The organism is Brevibacterium sanguinis (genome assembly GCF_003315415.1).
Classification (GTDB): domain Bacteria; phylum Actinomycetota; class Actinomycetes; order Actinomycetales; family Brevibacteriaceae; genus Brevibacterium; species Brevibacterium celere_A.
The window spans coordinates 46,079-61,402 of the sequence record NZ_QNSB01000011.1; the positions used below are offsets into that span (position 1 = coordinate 46,079).

Consider the following 15,324-nt stretch of genomic DNA (forward strand, 5'->3'; position numbering starts at 1 on the left):
TGCAATCCGCGCGCCTGGCAATGACGCAAACGGCCCCTGGAGAGGACATCCCATGACCACCTCAACCGACCCTGAGCTCCTCGATTCACCGACTCACGCCGAGCGAAGGGGAATCGAGCTCGTCACCGATGCCGAGCGGCATGGGCACGCCCGTGATCTCTTCGCGGTCTGGGCAGCTCCGAACGTCAGCGTCCTCAATTTCACGATCGGCGCCACGCTGACGCTGCTCGGCCTCGAGATCTGGCAGTCGGCGCTGGTCATCCTCGCCTCGAACCTGCTCTGGATCTTCCCCGGCATCGTCGCGGCGAGCGGACCCGCGGCCGGCACTTCGGGCTCCGTCGTCCAACGCGCGATCTACGGCATCCGGGGCAACAAGGTCGTCATCGCCTTCTACGGCTGGTTCATCTCGGGCGTGTTCCTCGCGCTCAACTGGGTCGCCTCTTCGTTCATGGGCGCCGAGCTGCTCACCCGCTGGGGCTGGGGGGACAAGACGCTCGCCCTCGTCCTCGTCACCGTAGTCGTGTCGCTCATCACGGTGCTCGTCGCGGTGTTCGGGCACGGTCTGATCCTGCGCGCCTACACCGCGGTGACCCTGCTCCTCCTCGTGATCTTCCTCGCCGTCACCGGCTTCGTCCTTCCCCAGATCGACTGGTCGTTCACTCAGCCGGAACCGTTGCAGGGGATCGCCCTGTGGTCGTCGCTGACGATCGGGTTCGCGATCATGGCGTCCACTCCACTGTCCTACTCCAACAGCGCCGATCTGGCCCGCTATCTGCCCCGCGACACCTCGCCCGTGCGGATCGCCGCCGCCACCGCGTTCGGCGGTGCCATCCCCTGCTTCTTCTTCACCATGGTCGGTGCGCTGCTGGCCACGGCGGTCCCCGCTGAGTCGATCGACCTCGGCATCGAGTACGCTCTGCTCGACATGCTTCCCGTCTGGCTCGGTCCGATTTTCGTCATCGGCGTCATCCTCAACACGATCGCGCTCAACGGGATGACGACCTACACGGCGAGCATGGCCTTCCAGTCGATCGGCATCCCGATCCGCCGCATCCCCTCCGCCGTGGTCATCGGCGTCCTCGGCACCCTGTTCACGATCTACCTCGTGATGTCGACGAGCCTCCTCGACGCCGTCAACATCATGCTCCAGCTGCTCATCCTCATCTCCGCCCCGACGATCGCGATCTACGTCACTGACATCCTCTTGCGTCGCAACCGCTACGACGGCGTCGCCCTCTTCCAGGAATCTCCGGAAGGGCCCTTCTGGTACCACGGCGGATGGTCGCTGTCCGGACTGTCCTCGGTGGTCCTCGGCGCCTGCGCAGGATCGCTGTTCATGACCACCGACGTATTCAGCGGGCCGTTCGCGGTGGCGATGGGATACCTCGACCTCTCCGTTCCCGTGTGCCTGCTGGTGAGCAGCGGACTCTACGTCCTCTTCGCCCATCGGCAGGTCCACCGGCAGGCGAGTCTCGCAGCGGTCTGAGCACCGTCGTCAGCACATCGCCACGGCCCCGGTTCCCTCTGCAGGACCGGGGCCGTCGTCACGGCCAGTCGGTCGCGGCGAATCGGAACTCGGGGCGGCGCTTGGCGAAGAACGCCTCCTGGCCGCGCGCGATCTCCTCGCGGTAGGCGGCGTCGAGCCACTCCGGCGGGGTGAAGGCTGGAGCCTGCCCGGCCGCGGAACGGTTCGCGTCCACCGCCTCGACGAGGCCGGTCTCCCTCAGCTCGCCCGCGAGCACGGCCCGGGTCCCGAGCTGGCTGAGTCGGGAGAGCCCTGTGATCCGCTCCCCCAGCTCCCGCGCCGCCTCCAGCGGGGTCTCGGAGACCGCGTGGAAGAATCCGAGTCGGTCCATCTGCTCGAACGGCACGATCGAGGCGGTGACCAGCAGGTATCTCGCCCACGACTCCCCGATGACGGCGGCCAGCCGCCGCGTCGGCCCGGGCGGGTAGACGAGGCCGAGCTTCGCGGCGGTGACCCCGAAGACCGAGCCGGGAGCGGCGACACGGAGGTCGCAGGCGACGGCGATCTCGGTGCCGCCGCCCACGCAGCTGCCCTCGATCGCGGCGATCGTCGTGGTCCGGGCGTTCGCCACGGCCGCCTCGGCGGTGGAGTTGAGCTCCCAGAATTCGGCGAGCGGCACGTCGAGGTCGGCGATGTCCGACCCGGCGGAGAAGTGCCCGTGCGCGCCGGTGATGATCAGGGCCCCGATCGCGTCGTCGGCGTCGACCTCGGCGATGATCTCGGGCAGCGCCCTCCACATCGCCCGGGACAGGGCGTTGCGCTTCTCGGGCCGATCGATGACGAGGGTTCCGACCCCACCGGTGACGGTGAGCTCGAAACCCTCGTGGTCGATCCGACGGTGGGAACCGTCAGCGGTCATGGTCCTTGAACCTCTCAGCCCCGCTCGGCGGGGACCTCGCGCTGGTCCTCACCGTCGTAGGCGCTCAGCGGGCGGATCAGCGCGTTGGACGCCTGTTGCTCCATGATGTGGGCGGTCCACCCGGTGATGCGGGCCATGACGAAGATCGGCGTGAACTGCTCGGTGTCGAAGCCCATCAGGTGGTAGGCCGGCCCCGAGGGGTAGTCGAGGTTGGGGTAGATGCCCTTGCGGGAGACGAAGTCCTCCTCGAACGTGTTGTAGAGGTCGAGCAGGTCCGTCGCCCCCTTGACCGCGACCATGTCCTCGAACGCCTTGCGCATCGTCGGGACGCGGGAGTCGCCGTTCTTGTACACGCGGTGTCCGAAGCCCATGATCTTCTTCTTCTCGGCCAGAGCGGCATCGAGCCATTCCGAGGCCCGCTCGGCGGTGCCGATCTCCTCGAGCATCGCCATCACCGCTTCGTTGGCCCCGCCGTGGAGGGGTCCCTTGAGCGCGCCGACCCCGCCGGCCACGGCCGAGTAGAGGTCGGAGGTCGTCGAGGTGATGACCCGGGTGGTGAACGTCGAGGCGTTGAACGAGTGCTCGGCGTAGAGGATCATCGAGATGTCGAAGCAGCGCACGACCTCCTCCGCGGGAACCTCGCCGAAGACCATCTGGAAGAAGTTCTCCGCGTAGTCGAGGTCCTCACTCGGCGCGATGGGATCGAGGCCGTGGCGCCGGCGGTGGTCGATCGCGACGATCGTCGGCAGCTGCGCGTAGAGGCGCTCGGCCTTCGCCCGGTTCGCCTCCTCGCCCTCGGTGTCGGCCTCGGGGTCGACGGCGCCGAGGTAGGCGACCGCCGTCTGCACGACGTGCATCGGGTGGCAGTCGGTCGGCAGGTCGAGGATGAGCTTGACGAGGCGCTCGTCGATGGCCCGCTGGGAGCGTTCCCGCGCCTTGAACTCCTCGAGCTGAGCCGCGGTGGGCAGCTCGCCGTTCCAGATCAGGTACGCGACGTCCTCGAAGCCGCGGCGGGCGGCGAGTTCCTGGACGGGGTACCCGCGGTAGGTCAGGGAGTTGGTCTCCTGGACGACTTTGGAGATGGCCGTGGTGTCGACGACGACGCCCGCGAGGCCCTTCTTGATTTCTTCGGTCACTGGTGACCCTCCTGTGAGAAGTTGAAAACGGCTGCATCGAACTCGTTGTAGGACGCGTAGTCGATGGTGTCGTAGAGGTCGGCGCGGGTCTGCATCCCGTCGAGCAGGTCCGCCTGGGTGCCGGAGTCCCGGATCGTCTGCAGTCCGGACTTGATGGCGCCCATGGCCAGGCGCAGGGTGGTCACCGGGTAGATGACGAGCCTGACTCCGACGTTCGCGAGCTGCTCGGTGGTGAAGAGCTCGCTCTTGCCGAACTCGGTCATGTTCGCCAGGATCGGCACGTCGACGGCGGCGGCGAATCTCTCGAACTCGCCCAGGTCCCGCATGGCCTCGGGGAAGATCATGTCCGCTCCGGCGTCGGCGTAGGCCTTCGCGCGGTCGATCGCGGAATCGAGCCCCTCGCCGGCGCGGGAGTCGGTGCGGGCGCAGATGACGAAGTTCTCGTCCCGGCGTCCCCTGACCGCGGCCGCGATGCGCTTGGTCATCTCGGCGACGGTGACGACCTCCTTGCCGTCGAGGTGGCCGCAGCGCTTCGGATTCACCTGATCCTCGAGGTGCATCCCGGAGATCCCGGCGTCCTCGAACTCCTGGACGGTGCGGGCGACGTTCATCGCCTCACCCCAGCCGGTGTCGGCGTCGATGAAGGTCGGCAGGTTCGTCACTCGCGCGATGCTGCGGCCGTGGTCGGCCACCTCGGACAGGGTGGTCAGTCCGATGTCGGGCAGACCCTGGGCCGCGGAGAAGGCCCCGCCGGAGATGTAGACGCCCTCGAAGCCGATCTGCTCGATGATCTGCGCGTTGATGGGGTTGATGGCGCCGGGGAACTGGAGGATCCCGTCGCCGGCCAGCAGCTCGCGGAACCGTGCCCGCCGCTCGGCGGCGGTCGTCGTCGCGCCCAGCATCAGAAGATGCCCTTCGATCCGGTGTGCTCGAGTCCGTCGACGGTGAAGCTGAGCTCGGCCACACCGCGGGCGTCGAGGTCCGCGAGGTTCTCGGCGAGGTCGAGGAACCGGTTCGCCTCCGCCTCGGACAGGATCCCCTCGGACAGGGTGCGGAACTTCTCGATGTAGTTCGCGCGGACGAAGGGGCGGGCGCCGAAGGGGTGGGCGTCGGCGACGGCGATCTCGTCGACGAGCGTGGAGCCGTCCTCGAACTCGATCTCCACGCGTCCGCCGAAGGCCTTCTCGTTGGGATCGGTCGAGTGGTAGCGGCGGGTCCACTCCTTGTCCTCGGTGGTCTCGATCTTGTGCCACAGCGCGACGGTCTCCGGGCGGGAGGCGCGCTCGGGGGCGTAGGAGCGCTCGTGGTGCCAGCCCCGGTCCTCCATGGCGACCGCGAAGATGTACATGATCGAGTGGTCGAGGGTTTCCCGGCTGGCGTTCGGGTCCATCTTCTGCGGATCGTTCGCGCCGGTGCCGATGACGTTGTGGGTGTGGTGGGAGGTGTGGATGACGATCCGCTTGATCGTCGACAGGTCCTCGATCTCCCCGCCGAGCTTGCGCGCGAGGTCGATGAGCGCCTGGGCCTGGTACTCGGCCGAGTGCTCCTTCGTGTACGTGTCGAGGATGGCGCGCTTGGATTCGCCCCTGCCCGGCAGCGGGATCGTGTAGCGGGCCTCGGGGCCGGAGAGGATCCAGGCGATGAAGCCGTCCTCGCCCTCGTAGATGGGGTTCGGAGCGCCTTCGCCGCGCATCGCCCGGTCGACGGCCTCGACGGCCATCTTGCCGGCGAACGCCGGAGCGTAGGCCTTCCACGAGGAGATCTCGCCCTTGCGCGACTGCCGGGTCGCTGTCGTCACGTGCAGTGCCTGTTGGATCGCCTGGAAGGTGACCTCCGTGGGCAGGTGGAGCAGGGCGCCGATGCCGGCGGCGGCCGAGGGGCCGAGGTGGGCGACGTGGTCGATCTTGTGCTCGTGCAGGCACATTCCCTTGACGAGGTCGACCTGGATCTCATAGCCGGTGGCGATGCCGTTGATGAGGTCCTTGCCCGCGATCCCCTTGTGCTGGGCGACGGCGAGGACCGGGGGGATGTTGTCGCCGGGGTGCGAGTACTCGGCGGCGAGGAAGGTGTCGTGGAAGTCGAGTTCGCGCACGGCCACGCCGTTGGCCCAGGCGGCCCATTCCGGGGAGAACCGCTCACCCAGGGGCAGGCCGAAGACGGTCGAGCCGGGGCTGAAGGGGTGGGCCTGCGCCTGCTCGCGGGCGTGCAGGGGGGCAGAGCGGCGCACCGAGGCGGCGGCGACGGAGGCGTTGTCGATGATCCGGTTGATCACCATCTCGGTGACGTCTGCGTCGACGGGCACGGGGTCCGCGGCGACTTCGGCGATCTTCCAGGCCAGCTGGTCCTCGCGCGCCAGTTCCTCCGAGCTCCGGTACGTGCGAACTTCGTGATCAATCATGGGTGACCCCTTCAATCGTCCTGACGGCTGCCACGTCTGCGTCGTCCGTGACGGCCTGAGAGTGGTTGACACAACTGTAGGCCACGTCACGGAACGACACCGGTCGGCCCACCGTTTTATCTTGACATCGAGATACATTACCCGAGGCGGGGCCCACCCGACCAGAGTGTCCCGGCGGCATGCGGCTCCGGTCGCCCGCGCCTCGGCGCTCTTCTGAACGGGCGCAGTCTGTGGAATCATTGGCCCATGACCCGGACTGCGCTGGACTACGACGAGAACTGGTTCGAGGACGCCGAGCTGGCGCGGCTGCGACGGCAGCTTCCGATCCCCTATGTCAATGCGATTCCGGTCCGCGTCGGGGAGGCCGGCAATGTCGAGCGGATCGGCCTGCTGCTGCGCACCCTCGACGACGGGACCCTGGGCCGGGAGATCATCGGCGGGCGGATCCGGTTCCACGAGAGCATCCGCGCCGCGCTGCTCCGGCATGCCGAGAACGACCTCGGGCCGATGGCGCTGCCGGTCATCCCCCCGGCGATCGCCCCGTTCCACATCGCCGAGTACTTCCCCACCGAGGGGGCCTCGCTGCTCCACGACCCCCGCCAGCATGCGATCGCGATGTGCTTCATCATGGAGGTCCGCGGTGAGTGCACGCCCCGGGCCGATGCCCTCTGCCTGGACTGGCTGACTCCCGAGGAGACGCTGCGCGCCGACATCGTCGGGGAGCTCGGCCACGGCCAGGTCCACATCCTCAAGGCCGCGCTCACGCACCTGGGCTTCTCGATCTGAGGGTCCGCGCACCCTCCTGCCCTGTTGTACAGTGGGTCCTACGACAGGGGAGCGCCACCAAGGGCGCTGAGAGTGCAGAAACTGCTGCAGACCCTCGAACCTGATGCGGCTAGCACCGCCGAAGGAAGTCGAGACTCTTGACACCCCTCCTGACATCCAGGAGGCATCATGCCGAACAATGCCGCGCAGACGCCAGCGCACCACTCCGCTCCATCACAGACACCTGCAGCCGCGTCCGCCGTCCCGGCGACGACGAGGTGGCGGGTCGTCGACTACGTCGTCACCGCCGTGCTCGGCATCGGCGTCGGGCTCGTCTTCTGGGTCCTGGCGCTGAGCTGGAAGTTCCTCGAGGTCGCCTTCCAGGCCTTCCCACCCGCCATCGGCCTGATCGCGGGCCTGTGGGTCCTCGCGGGGCCGCTGGCCGCCGTCGTCATCCGCAAACCGGGGGCTGCTCTGCTGTGCGAGGTGATCGCCGCCGTCGTCGAGGCGGTCCTCGGCTCGCACTTCGGTGCGACGGTGCTGCTCTCGGGCTTCCTCCAGGGCCTCGGCGCCGAACTCGTCTTCGCCGCTTGCCGCTACCGCCGGTTCACCCTGGGGGTGACGAGCCTGTCGGGACTCGTCGCGGCCGCATTCATGGCCGTGAGCGAGAACATCATGTACAACGCCGCCTGGCAGCCGAGCTTCCAGCTCGTCTACGCCGGGTGCGCTCTCCTCTCCGGTCTCGTCATCTCCGGGATCGGCGCCTGGTTCGCCTACCGGGCGATCGCCCGCACCGGGGCGCTGAGCTCCTTCGCCTCGGGTCGACGCGCCCCGATCCCCGGTCGGCGCTGATGCCGCTGCCGGTCACCGCGCGCGGGTTCTCGTGGCGGCACGCCGACCGCGTCGCCCCCGCCGTCGGTCCCCTCGATCTCGACATCGCCGCGGGTGAGAGAGTGCTCCTGCTCGGTCCCTCCGGCTCGGGCAAGTCGACTCTGCTCCATGCGATCGCCGGAGTCCTGCCGGCCGAATCCGGTGAGGCCAGGGGTGAGATCCTCCTCGGCGACGCTCCCCCGGACCCCGGCCGCGGCGAGGTCGGCGTCGTGTTCCAGGATCCCGATGCCCAGGTCGTCTTCTCCCGGGTCGGCGACGACGTCGCCTTCGGGATGGAGAACCTCGGGATGCCGGCGGCCGAGATCGAGCCCCGCATCGCCTCGGCGCTGCCCGCGATGGGCCTCGACCTCGACCACGACCACCCCACCGCCGCGCTCTCCGGCGGGCAGAAGCAGCGCCTGGCCCTGGCCGGGATCCTCGCGATGGCCCCGCAGATCCTCGTCCTCGACGAGCCGACCGCCAACATCGACCCGGAGTCGACCGCCGGCATCCGTGACGCCGTCCTGAGGATGCAGGCGGAGACCGGGGCGACGATGATCGTCGTCGAGCACCGCGTCGACCTGTGGATCGACCACGTCGACACGGTGATCGTCCTCGGTCCCGACGGGGTGCTCGTCGAGGGCCCGCCGAGGCGGATCCTCGGCGACCCGGAACTGAGCGACGTGCTCGAGCGATGCGGGATCCGGGTGCCGGGGGCCGTGCGCGCCCTGGGGCAGTCCCGTCGTGCCCACTCCCCCGCCGAGGCGGTGCTCGGCGCCCGCTCCCTCGCCGTCGCTCGTCCCGGCGCGTGCGTCCCCGCCGCCCGGGACCTCGATCTCACGGTCCATGCGGGTGAGGCCGTGGGCATCGTCGGGCCCAACGGCGCCGGGAAGTCGACGACCGCGCTCACCCTGGCCGGTCTCATCCCCGAGTTCGCCGGCGAGGTGGCCGTCCAGGGCAGGCTGGCGCGCGGGGCGAAGCACTCCCGGCCGTTCCGCTGGTCGTCGAGGTTCCTCGCTCCGCGCATCGGGTCGGTGTTCCAGGAACCCGATCACCAGTTCCTCCGGGCGACGGTCGCCGAGGAGCTCGCCCTCGGGCCGCGATTGGCCGGATGGACGGCCGCTGAGGTCGAGGCGCGGGTGAGCGCTCTCCTGCTCACCCTCGGTCTTGCCGACCGCGCCGAGGCGCACCCGCAGGGGCTCTCAGGTGGTGAGAAGCGCAGGCTGTCGGTGGCGGCGATGCTGGCCCCGCGACCGGCGGTGCTCGTCGTCGACGAGCCGACCTTCGGTCAGGACGCGCTGACCTGGGCGGGGCTCGTCGACCTGTTCCTCGAGGTGCTCGACCACGGTTGCGCCGTCATCGCGGTCAGCCATGACCTCGAGTTCCTCGATGCGATCGGCGCCCGGCGCGTCGGTCTCGGGGCGGGGGCACCAAGGAGGGCAGCCGATCCGGTTCACGCGCTGCGAGGTGAGACCGTTGAGTGAGCGCACGCCGGTCGCCGATCCCGGTCAGCTCATCCCCGTGGTGCGGACGACCGCGGTCGCCAGGTGCAATCCCCTGACGAAGATCACCGTCGCGCTGGTTCTCATGGTCGCGGCCCTGCTGAGCATCGACCTCGTGTCCGCGGGGATCGTCCTCGCGTTCTCCCTCGTCCTCCTGCCCGCCTCCGGGCTCGATCCCGTCCAGGCGCTCAAGCGGCTGTGGTTCCTGCCCGCCGGTGCCCTGCTCGCGGCCTGGGGGACGGCGATCCTGGCGGAGAAGACCGGAGCCGTGCTCGTCGAGCTCGGTCCCCTGCTCATCACCACGGGGTCGGCGTCGGTGGCCGCCGCGATCTTCGTCCGGGCCCTGGCCCTGGCGATCCCCCTCGTGGTGCTCGCCTCGACGATCGATCCCAGGGATCTCGCGGACGCGCTGATCCAACATCTCAGGCTGCCCGAGACCCTCGTCGTGTCCGTCCTCGCCGCCGGCCGGCTGCTCGGGCTGCTCGTCGTCGACTGGCAGACGCTGTCGATGGCCCGGCGGGCGCGCGGAGTCGCGGATGGTTCGCCCCTGCAGCGCGCGTCGAGCCTCGTCGCCGGCATCTTCGCCCTGCTCGTCCAGGCGATCCGCCGGGGCACGCGGATGGCGATGGCGATGGAGGGACGGGCATTCGGTCGGCCGGGCCGGACGTGGCGCCGGCGCTCGGCCTTCCATCCGCGGGACCTGGTGCTGCTGGGCTCCGCGGTCCTCGTCGGCGTCGCGGCGATCGCCTCGGCGCTGGTGCTGGGGACGTGGAACCCGATCCTCGGCGGCTGAGCTCCAGGCTCTCAGATCTGCCTGAGGAACTCCCGGAAGTAGGTCCGCCACTCCTCGAGCGCCTCCGGGCTCGGGAGTCTGGCGACCGTGACGGTGAGCAGCGACCTGCCCTCGGCCTTCGGTTCGGCGGCCGCCTCGATCCGCGCGCCGCCGGCCATGTCGGCCCTCCAGTAGGTGCGCTTGGGCGTCTCCGACATCCTCGGGTCGCCGCTGAGGGGGACCCCGTCGCGGGCCGGATCCTCGATGAGCGCGCCGAACCGCTTGATGGCCTCGTCACGGCCGAGGGGCACGGTGCGCGAGACCGCGACCTCGAAGGTGCCGTCGGCTCTCTGCCCGGGCACTCGACGGCCGATCTCCTGCTCGTAGGCGACGACGGCACCCTGCACCCACCAGCCGTGGTTGTTCACCCTGCCCTCGTACTGCGGGTAGAGGGCGTCGGCGAGTTCCTTGTGACTCGCCGACGCCCCTCCCGCGGCCTCGAGGCGGGCCCGGACATCGGCCCAGGGTTCGCCGAGCGCGTTCGCGATCGCCTCGGCGTTCATCTCTTTCGCAGCCATACCGGAAGTCTAGGCGCTCGACCGCAGGTGGGGCAGCGGCGGCGAAGGCAGGTGTCAGCGACGATCAGTCGATCTGGAGCTCGCCCATCCGGTCCCAGCCCTCGCCGTCGATCTTGCGCGAGATGATCTGCGGGGTCGAGTTCAGGTGGGGGCGCATGGCCTCGAGCCCGGCCTGGAAATGATCGCTGGTCACATGCGGTTCGGCGCCCTCGTCGGTGAATGCCTCGACGAGGACGTACTCATTGGGGTTCTCCAGGCTCTTCGACCATTCGAACCACAGGTTGCCCGGTTCCGCGCGAGTCGCCTCGGTGAACTCCCGCACGGCCTCGGGGAAGTTGTCCACGCTCTCGGGCTTGACGTCGTACTTGACCACGATGAAGATCATTGACTTCCCTCACTTGAGAATCGGTTCGGTGTGCCCACCGATTCTCTCAGATCCTCTCGGCGATGAGCACGAGGAAGTCGCTGTCGGGTTCGAAGGGGTGGAGCTCCCAGGATGAGAGCTGGAGGTCGACGAGCATTCCCGTCGACCTCACGTCGGCTGAGAAGTCGGCGAAGTCGTATCCGCGCCCGGCTCCGAACCCGGCGACGAACCGTCCGCCCGACTTCAGGGTCGACTTGATGTTCGCCAGCGTCTGGCGTCGGGAGGACGGGTCGAGGAAGGCGAGGACGTTCCCGGCGCAGACGGCGACGTCGATGTCGGTGATCCCGGCGGCGGCGAAGTCGAAGTCGGCGAGGTCGCCGGTGTGCCATTGGCCGCTCGGGAAGTCCTCCTCGGCGACGGAGATGAGGAACTCGTCGAGGTCGACCCCGTACACGGTGTGCCCGGCCTCGATGAGCAGACCGCCCACCCTGCCGGTCCCGCAGCCGGCGTCGAGGATCCGCGCCCGGCGCGGGGCCATCGCGTTGACGAAGCGGGCCTCGCCTCCGATGTCGTGCCCGGCGTCGACGAGCTTGCGCCACCGCTGGGCGTAGTTCGCCGAGTGCTCGGGGTTGGACTCTCGCAGGCGGTTCCACTTGTGGTCGAAGCTCATGGGCACATTCTAGGCAGAGAATCTCCCGCAAAGACCTCGGCCACCACCTCGGCGACGGCCGCGACCGATTCCTCAGGGTCCGGGGCGGTGAGCACGATGATCTCCCGGCCGCCCACCTCGGCGAGGGGATGGAGCTCGACCCCGGGACCGGCCAGGGACATCATGATGGGCGTGGCGAGGGTCAGCCCGAGGCCGGTGCCGGCGAGCGCGAGCGCGACGGCCGTGTCGGTGACGATGTGCGTCTCCTTCGCCGCAATCCCGATCGCGGCGGTGGCCAACCGCAGCGCCCGGCCGAAGAGCTCGTCGGCCGGGGGCAGGATCCAGTCCGCATCGGCGAGCTCCGCGGGATCGGGACGGGCGCGGCCTGCGGGGGTGACGACACCGAAGTCCTCGACCGCCGCCGTCGTCCACCGCACTCCTCGCATCGGCGGCAGCCGGACGCTCGGGTAGTCGACGCCGATCCCCAGGTCGATCGCCCCGTCGACGACGGCCGCGGCCATCGTCTCGACGTCGATCTCCCGGGCGCGGACGTCGATGTGCGGATGCCGCTCGGCGAGCGCCGCGACGATGCGCGGGAGCGCGACGATCGACGCGGAGCCGAACACGCCGAGGGTGACGATCGCCTCGCTGCGGAAGTCGCGGCCGAGCATCGCCTGCTCGGCCTGCCTCTCGGCGGCGAGGATGCTGCGCACGCGCGGAAGCAGGGTGCGGCCCGCCTCGGAGAGCACCATGCCCCGGCCCCGGCGGACGAACAGGTCCGCTCCGACGACGTGGCGCAGGGCGGAGATGTGCTGGGACACCGCCCCGACGCTGTAGCCGAGCTGCTCGGCCGCGCGCGTCATCGACCCGCGGTCGGCGACCGCGGCGAAGGTGCGCAGCTGCGCAAGCGTCCATGCCATGGGGCGAGACTACCTGTTTTCAGTTTTCCTGAACACAACTTTCACGGACTGGCCCTTGCCCTAAAACGTGGCCGCGCCCACAATGGCTGTGAGCGCGACGCTGCGCGCGAGCGCTGCCGACAGTGAGGTGAGACGTGCAGAATCCGATTCCGGCCCGCGCCGAGGTGGTCATCATCGGCGCCGGCGTCATGGGCGCGGCCATCGCGTACCATCTGGCCCGGCGGGGAACGCGGGATGTCGTTCTCGTCGAACGCGACATCCCCGGGGCCGGGTCGACGTCGAAGGCCGCCGGCGGGGTCCGCTGCCAGTTCTCCGATGAGGTCAACATCTCCCTCGCCGTGCGCAGCCTCGAGGTGCTGCGGACCTTCGAGCGGGACTTCGGCACCGACATCGACCTCGTGACCAACGGCTACCTGTTCCTCCTCGACAGCGACGAGTCCGCCGACGCCTTCGCCGCCAACGTCGCCCTCCAGCAGCGGATGGGCCTCGATTCGCGGATGCTCACCACAGCCGAGGCGAAGGCGCTGTCACCCCACATCAGCACCGACGGCCTCGTCGCCGCCGCGTTCAACCCCGGGGACGGGCACTGCACTCCCGAGGCGGTGGTCTCCGGCTACATCCGCGCCGCTCGCGAGCTCGGGGTGAGGGTGCTCAAGTCCTGCGAGGTCACCGGCATCGCGACGAGCGGCCCGCCCGGAGCCCGCGCGATCGACTCGGTCGTCACCACCCGCGGCACCATCGCCTGCTCCCAGGTCGTGTGCGCGGCGGGGGCCTGGTCCGGGCTCATCGGTGACATGGCGGGCGTCGAACTGCCGGTGCGACCACTGCGCCGGGAGATCATGGTCAGCGAACCGGTCGACTTCGACACCACCGGGATGCCGTTCACGATCGACTTCTCGACCAGCTTCTACGTCCATCCCGAGGGTCCCGGCCTGCTCTTCGGCTGCCCGGACGAGACCGACTCCTGGACCTTCTCCGAGCGCCGCGACCCGGACTGGCTGGGATACCTCTCCGAGCTCATCGACCGCCGCGCGCCCGCGCTGGCCGACGTCCAGGTCAAGCACGGCTGGGCCGGGCTGTATGAGATGACGCCGGACCACAACGCGCTCATCGGCGCCGCCGAGGAGCTCGAGGGCTTCGTCTACGCCTGCGGGTTCTCCGGCCACGGCTTCCTCATGGGACCGGCCGTCGGCGAGGTCGTCGCCGACATCGTCGCCGGGCGCGAGCCCTTCGTCGACGTCTCCGGCCTGGACAAGCAGCGCTTCGCCACCTCGGGACTGCGCACGGAGCTCAACATCGTCTGACCCCAGCGACCCGGCCGCACTCGCCGGGACCGCATCGTCCGGGCCGCACCGCCCACCGAACTCCCCCACCGAAGAAAGGACAGCAATGACTGCCACCACCCACACCGCCCTGCCCACCGATGAGTCGATCTCCTCCCTGCTCACCGAGGGGCTGTCCGCCTGCGGTGTCGACACCGCGGTGCTCGGCGCCGAGCCCGCCGGTTCCCTGACCGCCCGCTCCCCCATCACCGGACAGGTGCTCGGCCGGATCGCGGCCGACACTCCCGAGACCGCGGCGGAGAAGATCGGCCGGGCCCGGCAGGCCTTCGACTCCTGGCGCGATGTGCCGGCACCGGTGCGCGGTCAGCTCGTCAGCCGGTGGGGACAGTTGCTCACCGAGCACAAGGAGGACCTCGCGAAGATCGTCACCGTCGAGGCCGGCAAGACCCCCTCGGAGGCCGCCGGCGAGGTGCAGGAGATGATCGACATCTGCGAGTTCGCCCTCGGTCAGTCGCGGCAGCTGTGGGGCAAGACGATGCCGAGCGAGCGGCCCGGGCATCGGCTCATGGAGACCTGGCATCCCCTCGGCGTCGTCGGCGTCATCTCCGCGTTCAACTTCCCCGTCGCCGTGTACTCGTGGAACACCGCACTCGCCCTCGTCGCCGGCGACTCCGTCGTGTGGAAGCCCTCCGAGAACGCCGTCCTCGCCGCCCTCGGGGCACAGTCCCTGCTCGCCCGGGCCGCCGCCGAGGTGGGTGCGCCGGAGGATCTCGTCCCCGTCCTCGTCGGCGGCAGGGACATCGGCGATGCGCTGGTCCGCGACCGTCGGGTGGCGCTGGTCTCGGCGACCGGCTCGGTGCGGATGGGCCGCGAGGTGGGACCGATCGTGGCCGAGAGGTTCGGGCGGGTGCTCCTCGAGCTCGGCGGCAACAACGCCGCGATCGTCGCCCCGAGCGCCGACATCGACCTCGCCCTGCGCGGCGTCGTCTTCGCCGCCGCCGGAACCGCCGGTCAGCGCTGCACGACGCTGCGCCGCCTCATCGTCCACGAATCCATCGCCGACGATCTCGTCGACCGGATCGTCTCCGCCTACTCCACCCTGAGCATCGGCTCGCCGACCACCGACGGCGTCCTCGTCGGCCCGCTCATCAACGAGGGCTCCTACCGGGCGATGCAGGACGCGCTGGAACAGGCGCAGGCCGAGGGAGGCGAGGTGCTCTGCGGCGGCGGGCGGGTGCTCGCCGACGAGCGTCCTGACGCCTACTACGTCGAACCGGCGGTGGTGCGGATGCCCTCCCAGACGGCGGTGATGGAATCGGAGACCTTCGCCCCGATCCTCTACGTCGTCACCTACTCCGACCTCGACGAGGCGCTCGAGATCCACAACGGGGTGCCTCAGGGACTGTCCTCGGCGATCTTCACCTCCGACCTCGCCGAGTCCGAGCGGTTCCTCTCCCGCTCCGACTGCGGCATCGCCAACGTCAACATCGGCACCTCGGGGGCCGAGATCGGCGGCGCCTTCGGCGGGGAGAAGGAGACCGGGGGCGGACGCGAATCGGGATCGGACTCCTGGAAGGCCTACATGCGACAGGCGACGAACACCATCAACTACTCGGGCGAGCTGCCGCTGGCCCAGGGGGTGGAGTTCCTCTAGGGGCTGGGTCGCGCCGACCCGGCGGGATGGGAGCGACTAGAGTTGCAGG

15 protein-coding genes and 1 riboswitch are annotated in these 15,324 nt (G+C 69.6%); of the genes, 7 read left to right on the plus strand and 8 right to left on the minus strand.

Annotation, left to right across the window (positions count from 1 at the left end; translation table 11 throughout):
* Nucleotides 1-52: 52 nt before the first annotated feature.
* A complete protein-coding gene (locus DFO65_RS14130; RefSeq protein WP_113905083.1) occupies nt 53-1,486 on the plus strand; it encodes a purine-cytosine permease family protein in 1,434 nt (477 codons plus the stop codon).
* Nucleotides 1,487-1,544: 58 nt separating this feature from the next.
* On the opposite strand, the gene DFO65_RS14135 is transcribed toward DFO65_RS14130, so the two are convergent.
* Genes DFO65_RS14135 through DFO65_RS14150 form a run of 4 tightly spaced genes read right to left on the minus strand, consistent with a single transcriptional unit; the run spans nt 1,545 to nt 5,918 of the window.
* The gene (locus tag DFO65_RS14135; RefSeq protein ID WP_113905084.1) at nt 1,545-2,384 is read right to left on the minus strand and encodes an enoyl-CoA hydratase/isomerase family protein; all 840 of its coding nucleotides are present in this window, start codon (nt 2,382-2,384) and stop codon (nt 1,545-1,547) included.
* A gap of 14 nt (nt 2,385-2,398) precedes the next feature.
* Nucleotides 2,399-3,520 (minus strand): bifunctional 2-methylcitrate synthase/citrate synthase, encoded by a 1,122-nt coding sequence (locus DFO65_RS14140; protein WP_113905085.1) that lies wholly within the window; start codon nt 3,518-3,520, stop codon nt 2,399-2,401.
* Nucleotides 3,517-4,422 carry a methylisocitrate lyase gene (gene prpB / locus DFO65_RS14145; RefSeq protein WP_113905086.1) on the minus strand — a complete coding sequence of 302 codons (906 nt, stop codon included), beginning with the start codon at nt 4,420-4,422 and terminating at the stop codon, nt 3,517-3,519. The genes DFO65_RS14140 and prpB overlap by 4 nt, the downstream gene beginning before the upstream one ends.
* Nucleotides 4,422-5,918: an MmgE/PrpD family protein gene (locus tag DFO65_RS14150; RefSeq protein ID WP_113905087.1), complete on the minus strand. Its 1,497-nt coding sequence runs from the start codon at nt 5,916-5,918 to the stop codon at nt 4,422-4,424. The genes prpB and DFO65_RS14150 overlap by 1 nt, the downstream gene beginning before the upstream one ends.
* A 246-nt stretch (nt 5,919-6,164) precedes the next feature.
* Between DFO65_RS14150 and DFO65_RS14155 the strand changes: the two genes are divergently transcribed.
* The 4 genes from DFO65_RS14155 (at nt 6,165) to DFO65_RS14170 (ending at nt 9,848) form a co-directional block, all read left to right on the plus strand.
* Nucleotides 6,165-6,704 carry a DUF4916 domain-containing protein gene (locus DFO65_RS14155; protein WP_113905088.1) on the plus strand — a complete coding sequence of 180 codons (540 nt, stop codon included), beginning with the start codon at nt 6,165-6,167 and terminating at the stop codon, nt 6,702-6,704.
* 35 nt (nt 6,705-6,739) lie between these two features.
* A riboswitch (TPP riboswitch) is annotated at nt 6,740-6,848 on the plus strand.
* A 24-nt stretch (nt 6,849-6,872) separates the two neighbouring features.
* Nucleotides 6,873-7,535, plus strand: a complete 663-nt coding sequence (locus tag DFO65_RS14160) for an ECF transporter S component (protein WP_113905089.1) — start codon at nt 6,873-6,875, stop codon at nt 7,533-7,535.
* Nucleotides 7,535-9,037: an ABC transporter ATP-binding protein gene (locus DFO65_RS14165; RefSeq protein ID WP_113905090.1), complete on the plus strand. Its 1,503-nt coding sequence runs from the start codon at nt 7,535-7,537 to the stop codon at nt 9,035-9,037. The genes DFO65_RS14160 and DFO65_RS14165 overlap by 1 nt, the downstream gene beginning before the upstream one ends.
* Nucleotides 9,021-9,848, plus strand: coding sequence for an energy-coupling factor transporter transmembrane component T family protein (locus DFO65_RS14170; protein ID WP_428844229.1), 828 nt, complete (start codon nt 9,021-9,023; stop codon nt 9,846-9,848). Before DFO65_RS14165 ends, DFO65_RS14170 begins: the two co-directional genes overlap by 17 nt.
* Before the next feature lie 11 nt (nt 9,849-9,859).
* On the opposite strand, the gene DFO65_RS14175 is transcribed toward DFO65_RS14170, so the two are convergent.
* The 4 genes from DFO65_RS14175 to DFO65_RS14190 all read right to left on the minus strand — a co-directional run bounded on the left by DFO65_RS14175 (nt 9,860) and on the right by DFO65_RS14190 (nt 12,338).
* Nucleotides 9,860-10,405, minus strand: a complete 546-nt coding sequence (locus DFO65_RS14175; RefSeq protein WP_113905092.1) for a hypothetical protein — start codon at nt 10,403-10,405, stop codon at nt 9,860-9,862.
* Nucleotides 10,406-10,469: 64 nt separating this feature from the next.
* Nucleotides 10,470-10,790, minus strand: coding sequence for a putative quinol monooxygenase (locus tag DFO65_RS14180; protein WP_113905093.1), 321 nt, complete (start codon nt 10,788-10,790; stop codon nt 10,470-10,472).
* 46 nt (nt 10,791-10,836) lie between these two features.
* A complete protein-coding gene (locus DFO65_RS14185) occupies nt 10,837-11,439 on the minus strand; it encodes a class I SAM-dependent methyltransferase (protein ID WP_113905094.1) in 603 nt (200 codons plus the stop codon).
* Nucleotides 11,436-12,338: a LysR family transcriptional regulator gene (locus DFO65_RS14190; RefSeq protein WP_113905095.1), complete on the minus strand. Its 903-nt coding sequence runs from the start codon at nt 12,336-12,338 to the stop codon at nt 11,436-11,438. Before DFO65_RS14190 ends, DFO65_RS14185 begins: the two co-directional genes overlap by 4 nt.
* Nucleotides 12,339-12,472: 134 nt before the next feature.
* On the opposite strand from DFO65_RS14190, the gene DFO65_RS14195 reads away from it, so the two are divergent.
* Together DFO65_RS14195 and amaB are read left to right on the plus strand one after the other, a co-directional pair.
* Nucleotides 12,473-13,642 (plus strand): NAD(P)/FAD-dependent oxidoreductase, encoded by a 1,170-nt coding sequence (locus DFO65_RS14195; protein ID WP_245940797.1) that lies wholly within the window; start codon nt 12,473-12,475, stop codon nt 13,640-13,642.
* Nucleotides 13,643-13,727: 85 nt separating this feature from the next.
* Entirely contained in the window at nt 13,728-15,275 is a 1,548-nt protein-coding gene (amaB, locus tag DFO65_RS14200; RefSeq protein WP_113905096.1) for an L-piperidine-6-carboxylate dehydrogenase, read from the plus strand.
* The last annotated feature ends 49 nt before the right edge of the window (nt 15,276-15,324 follow it).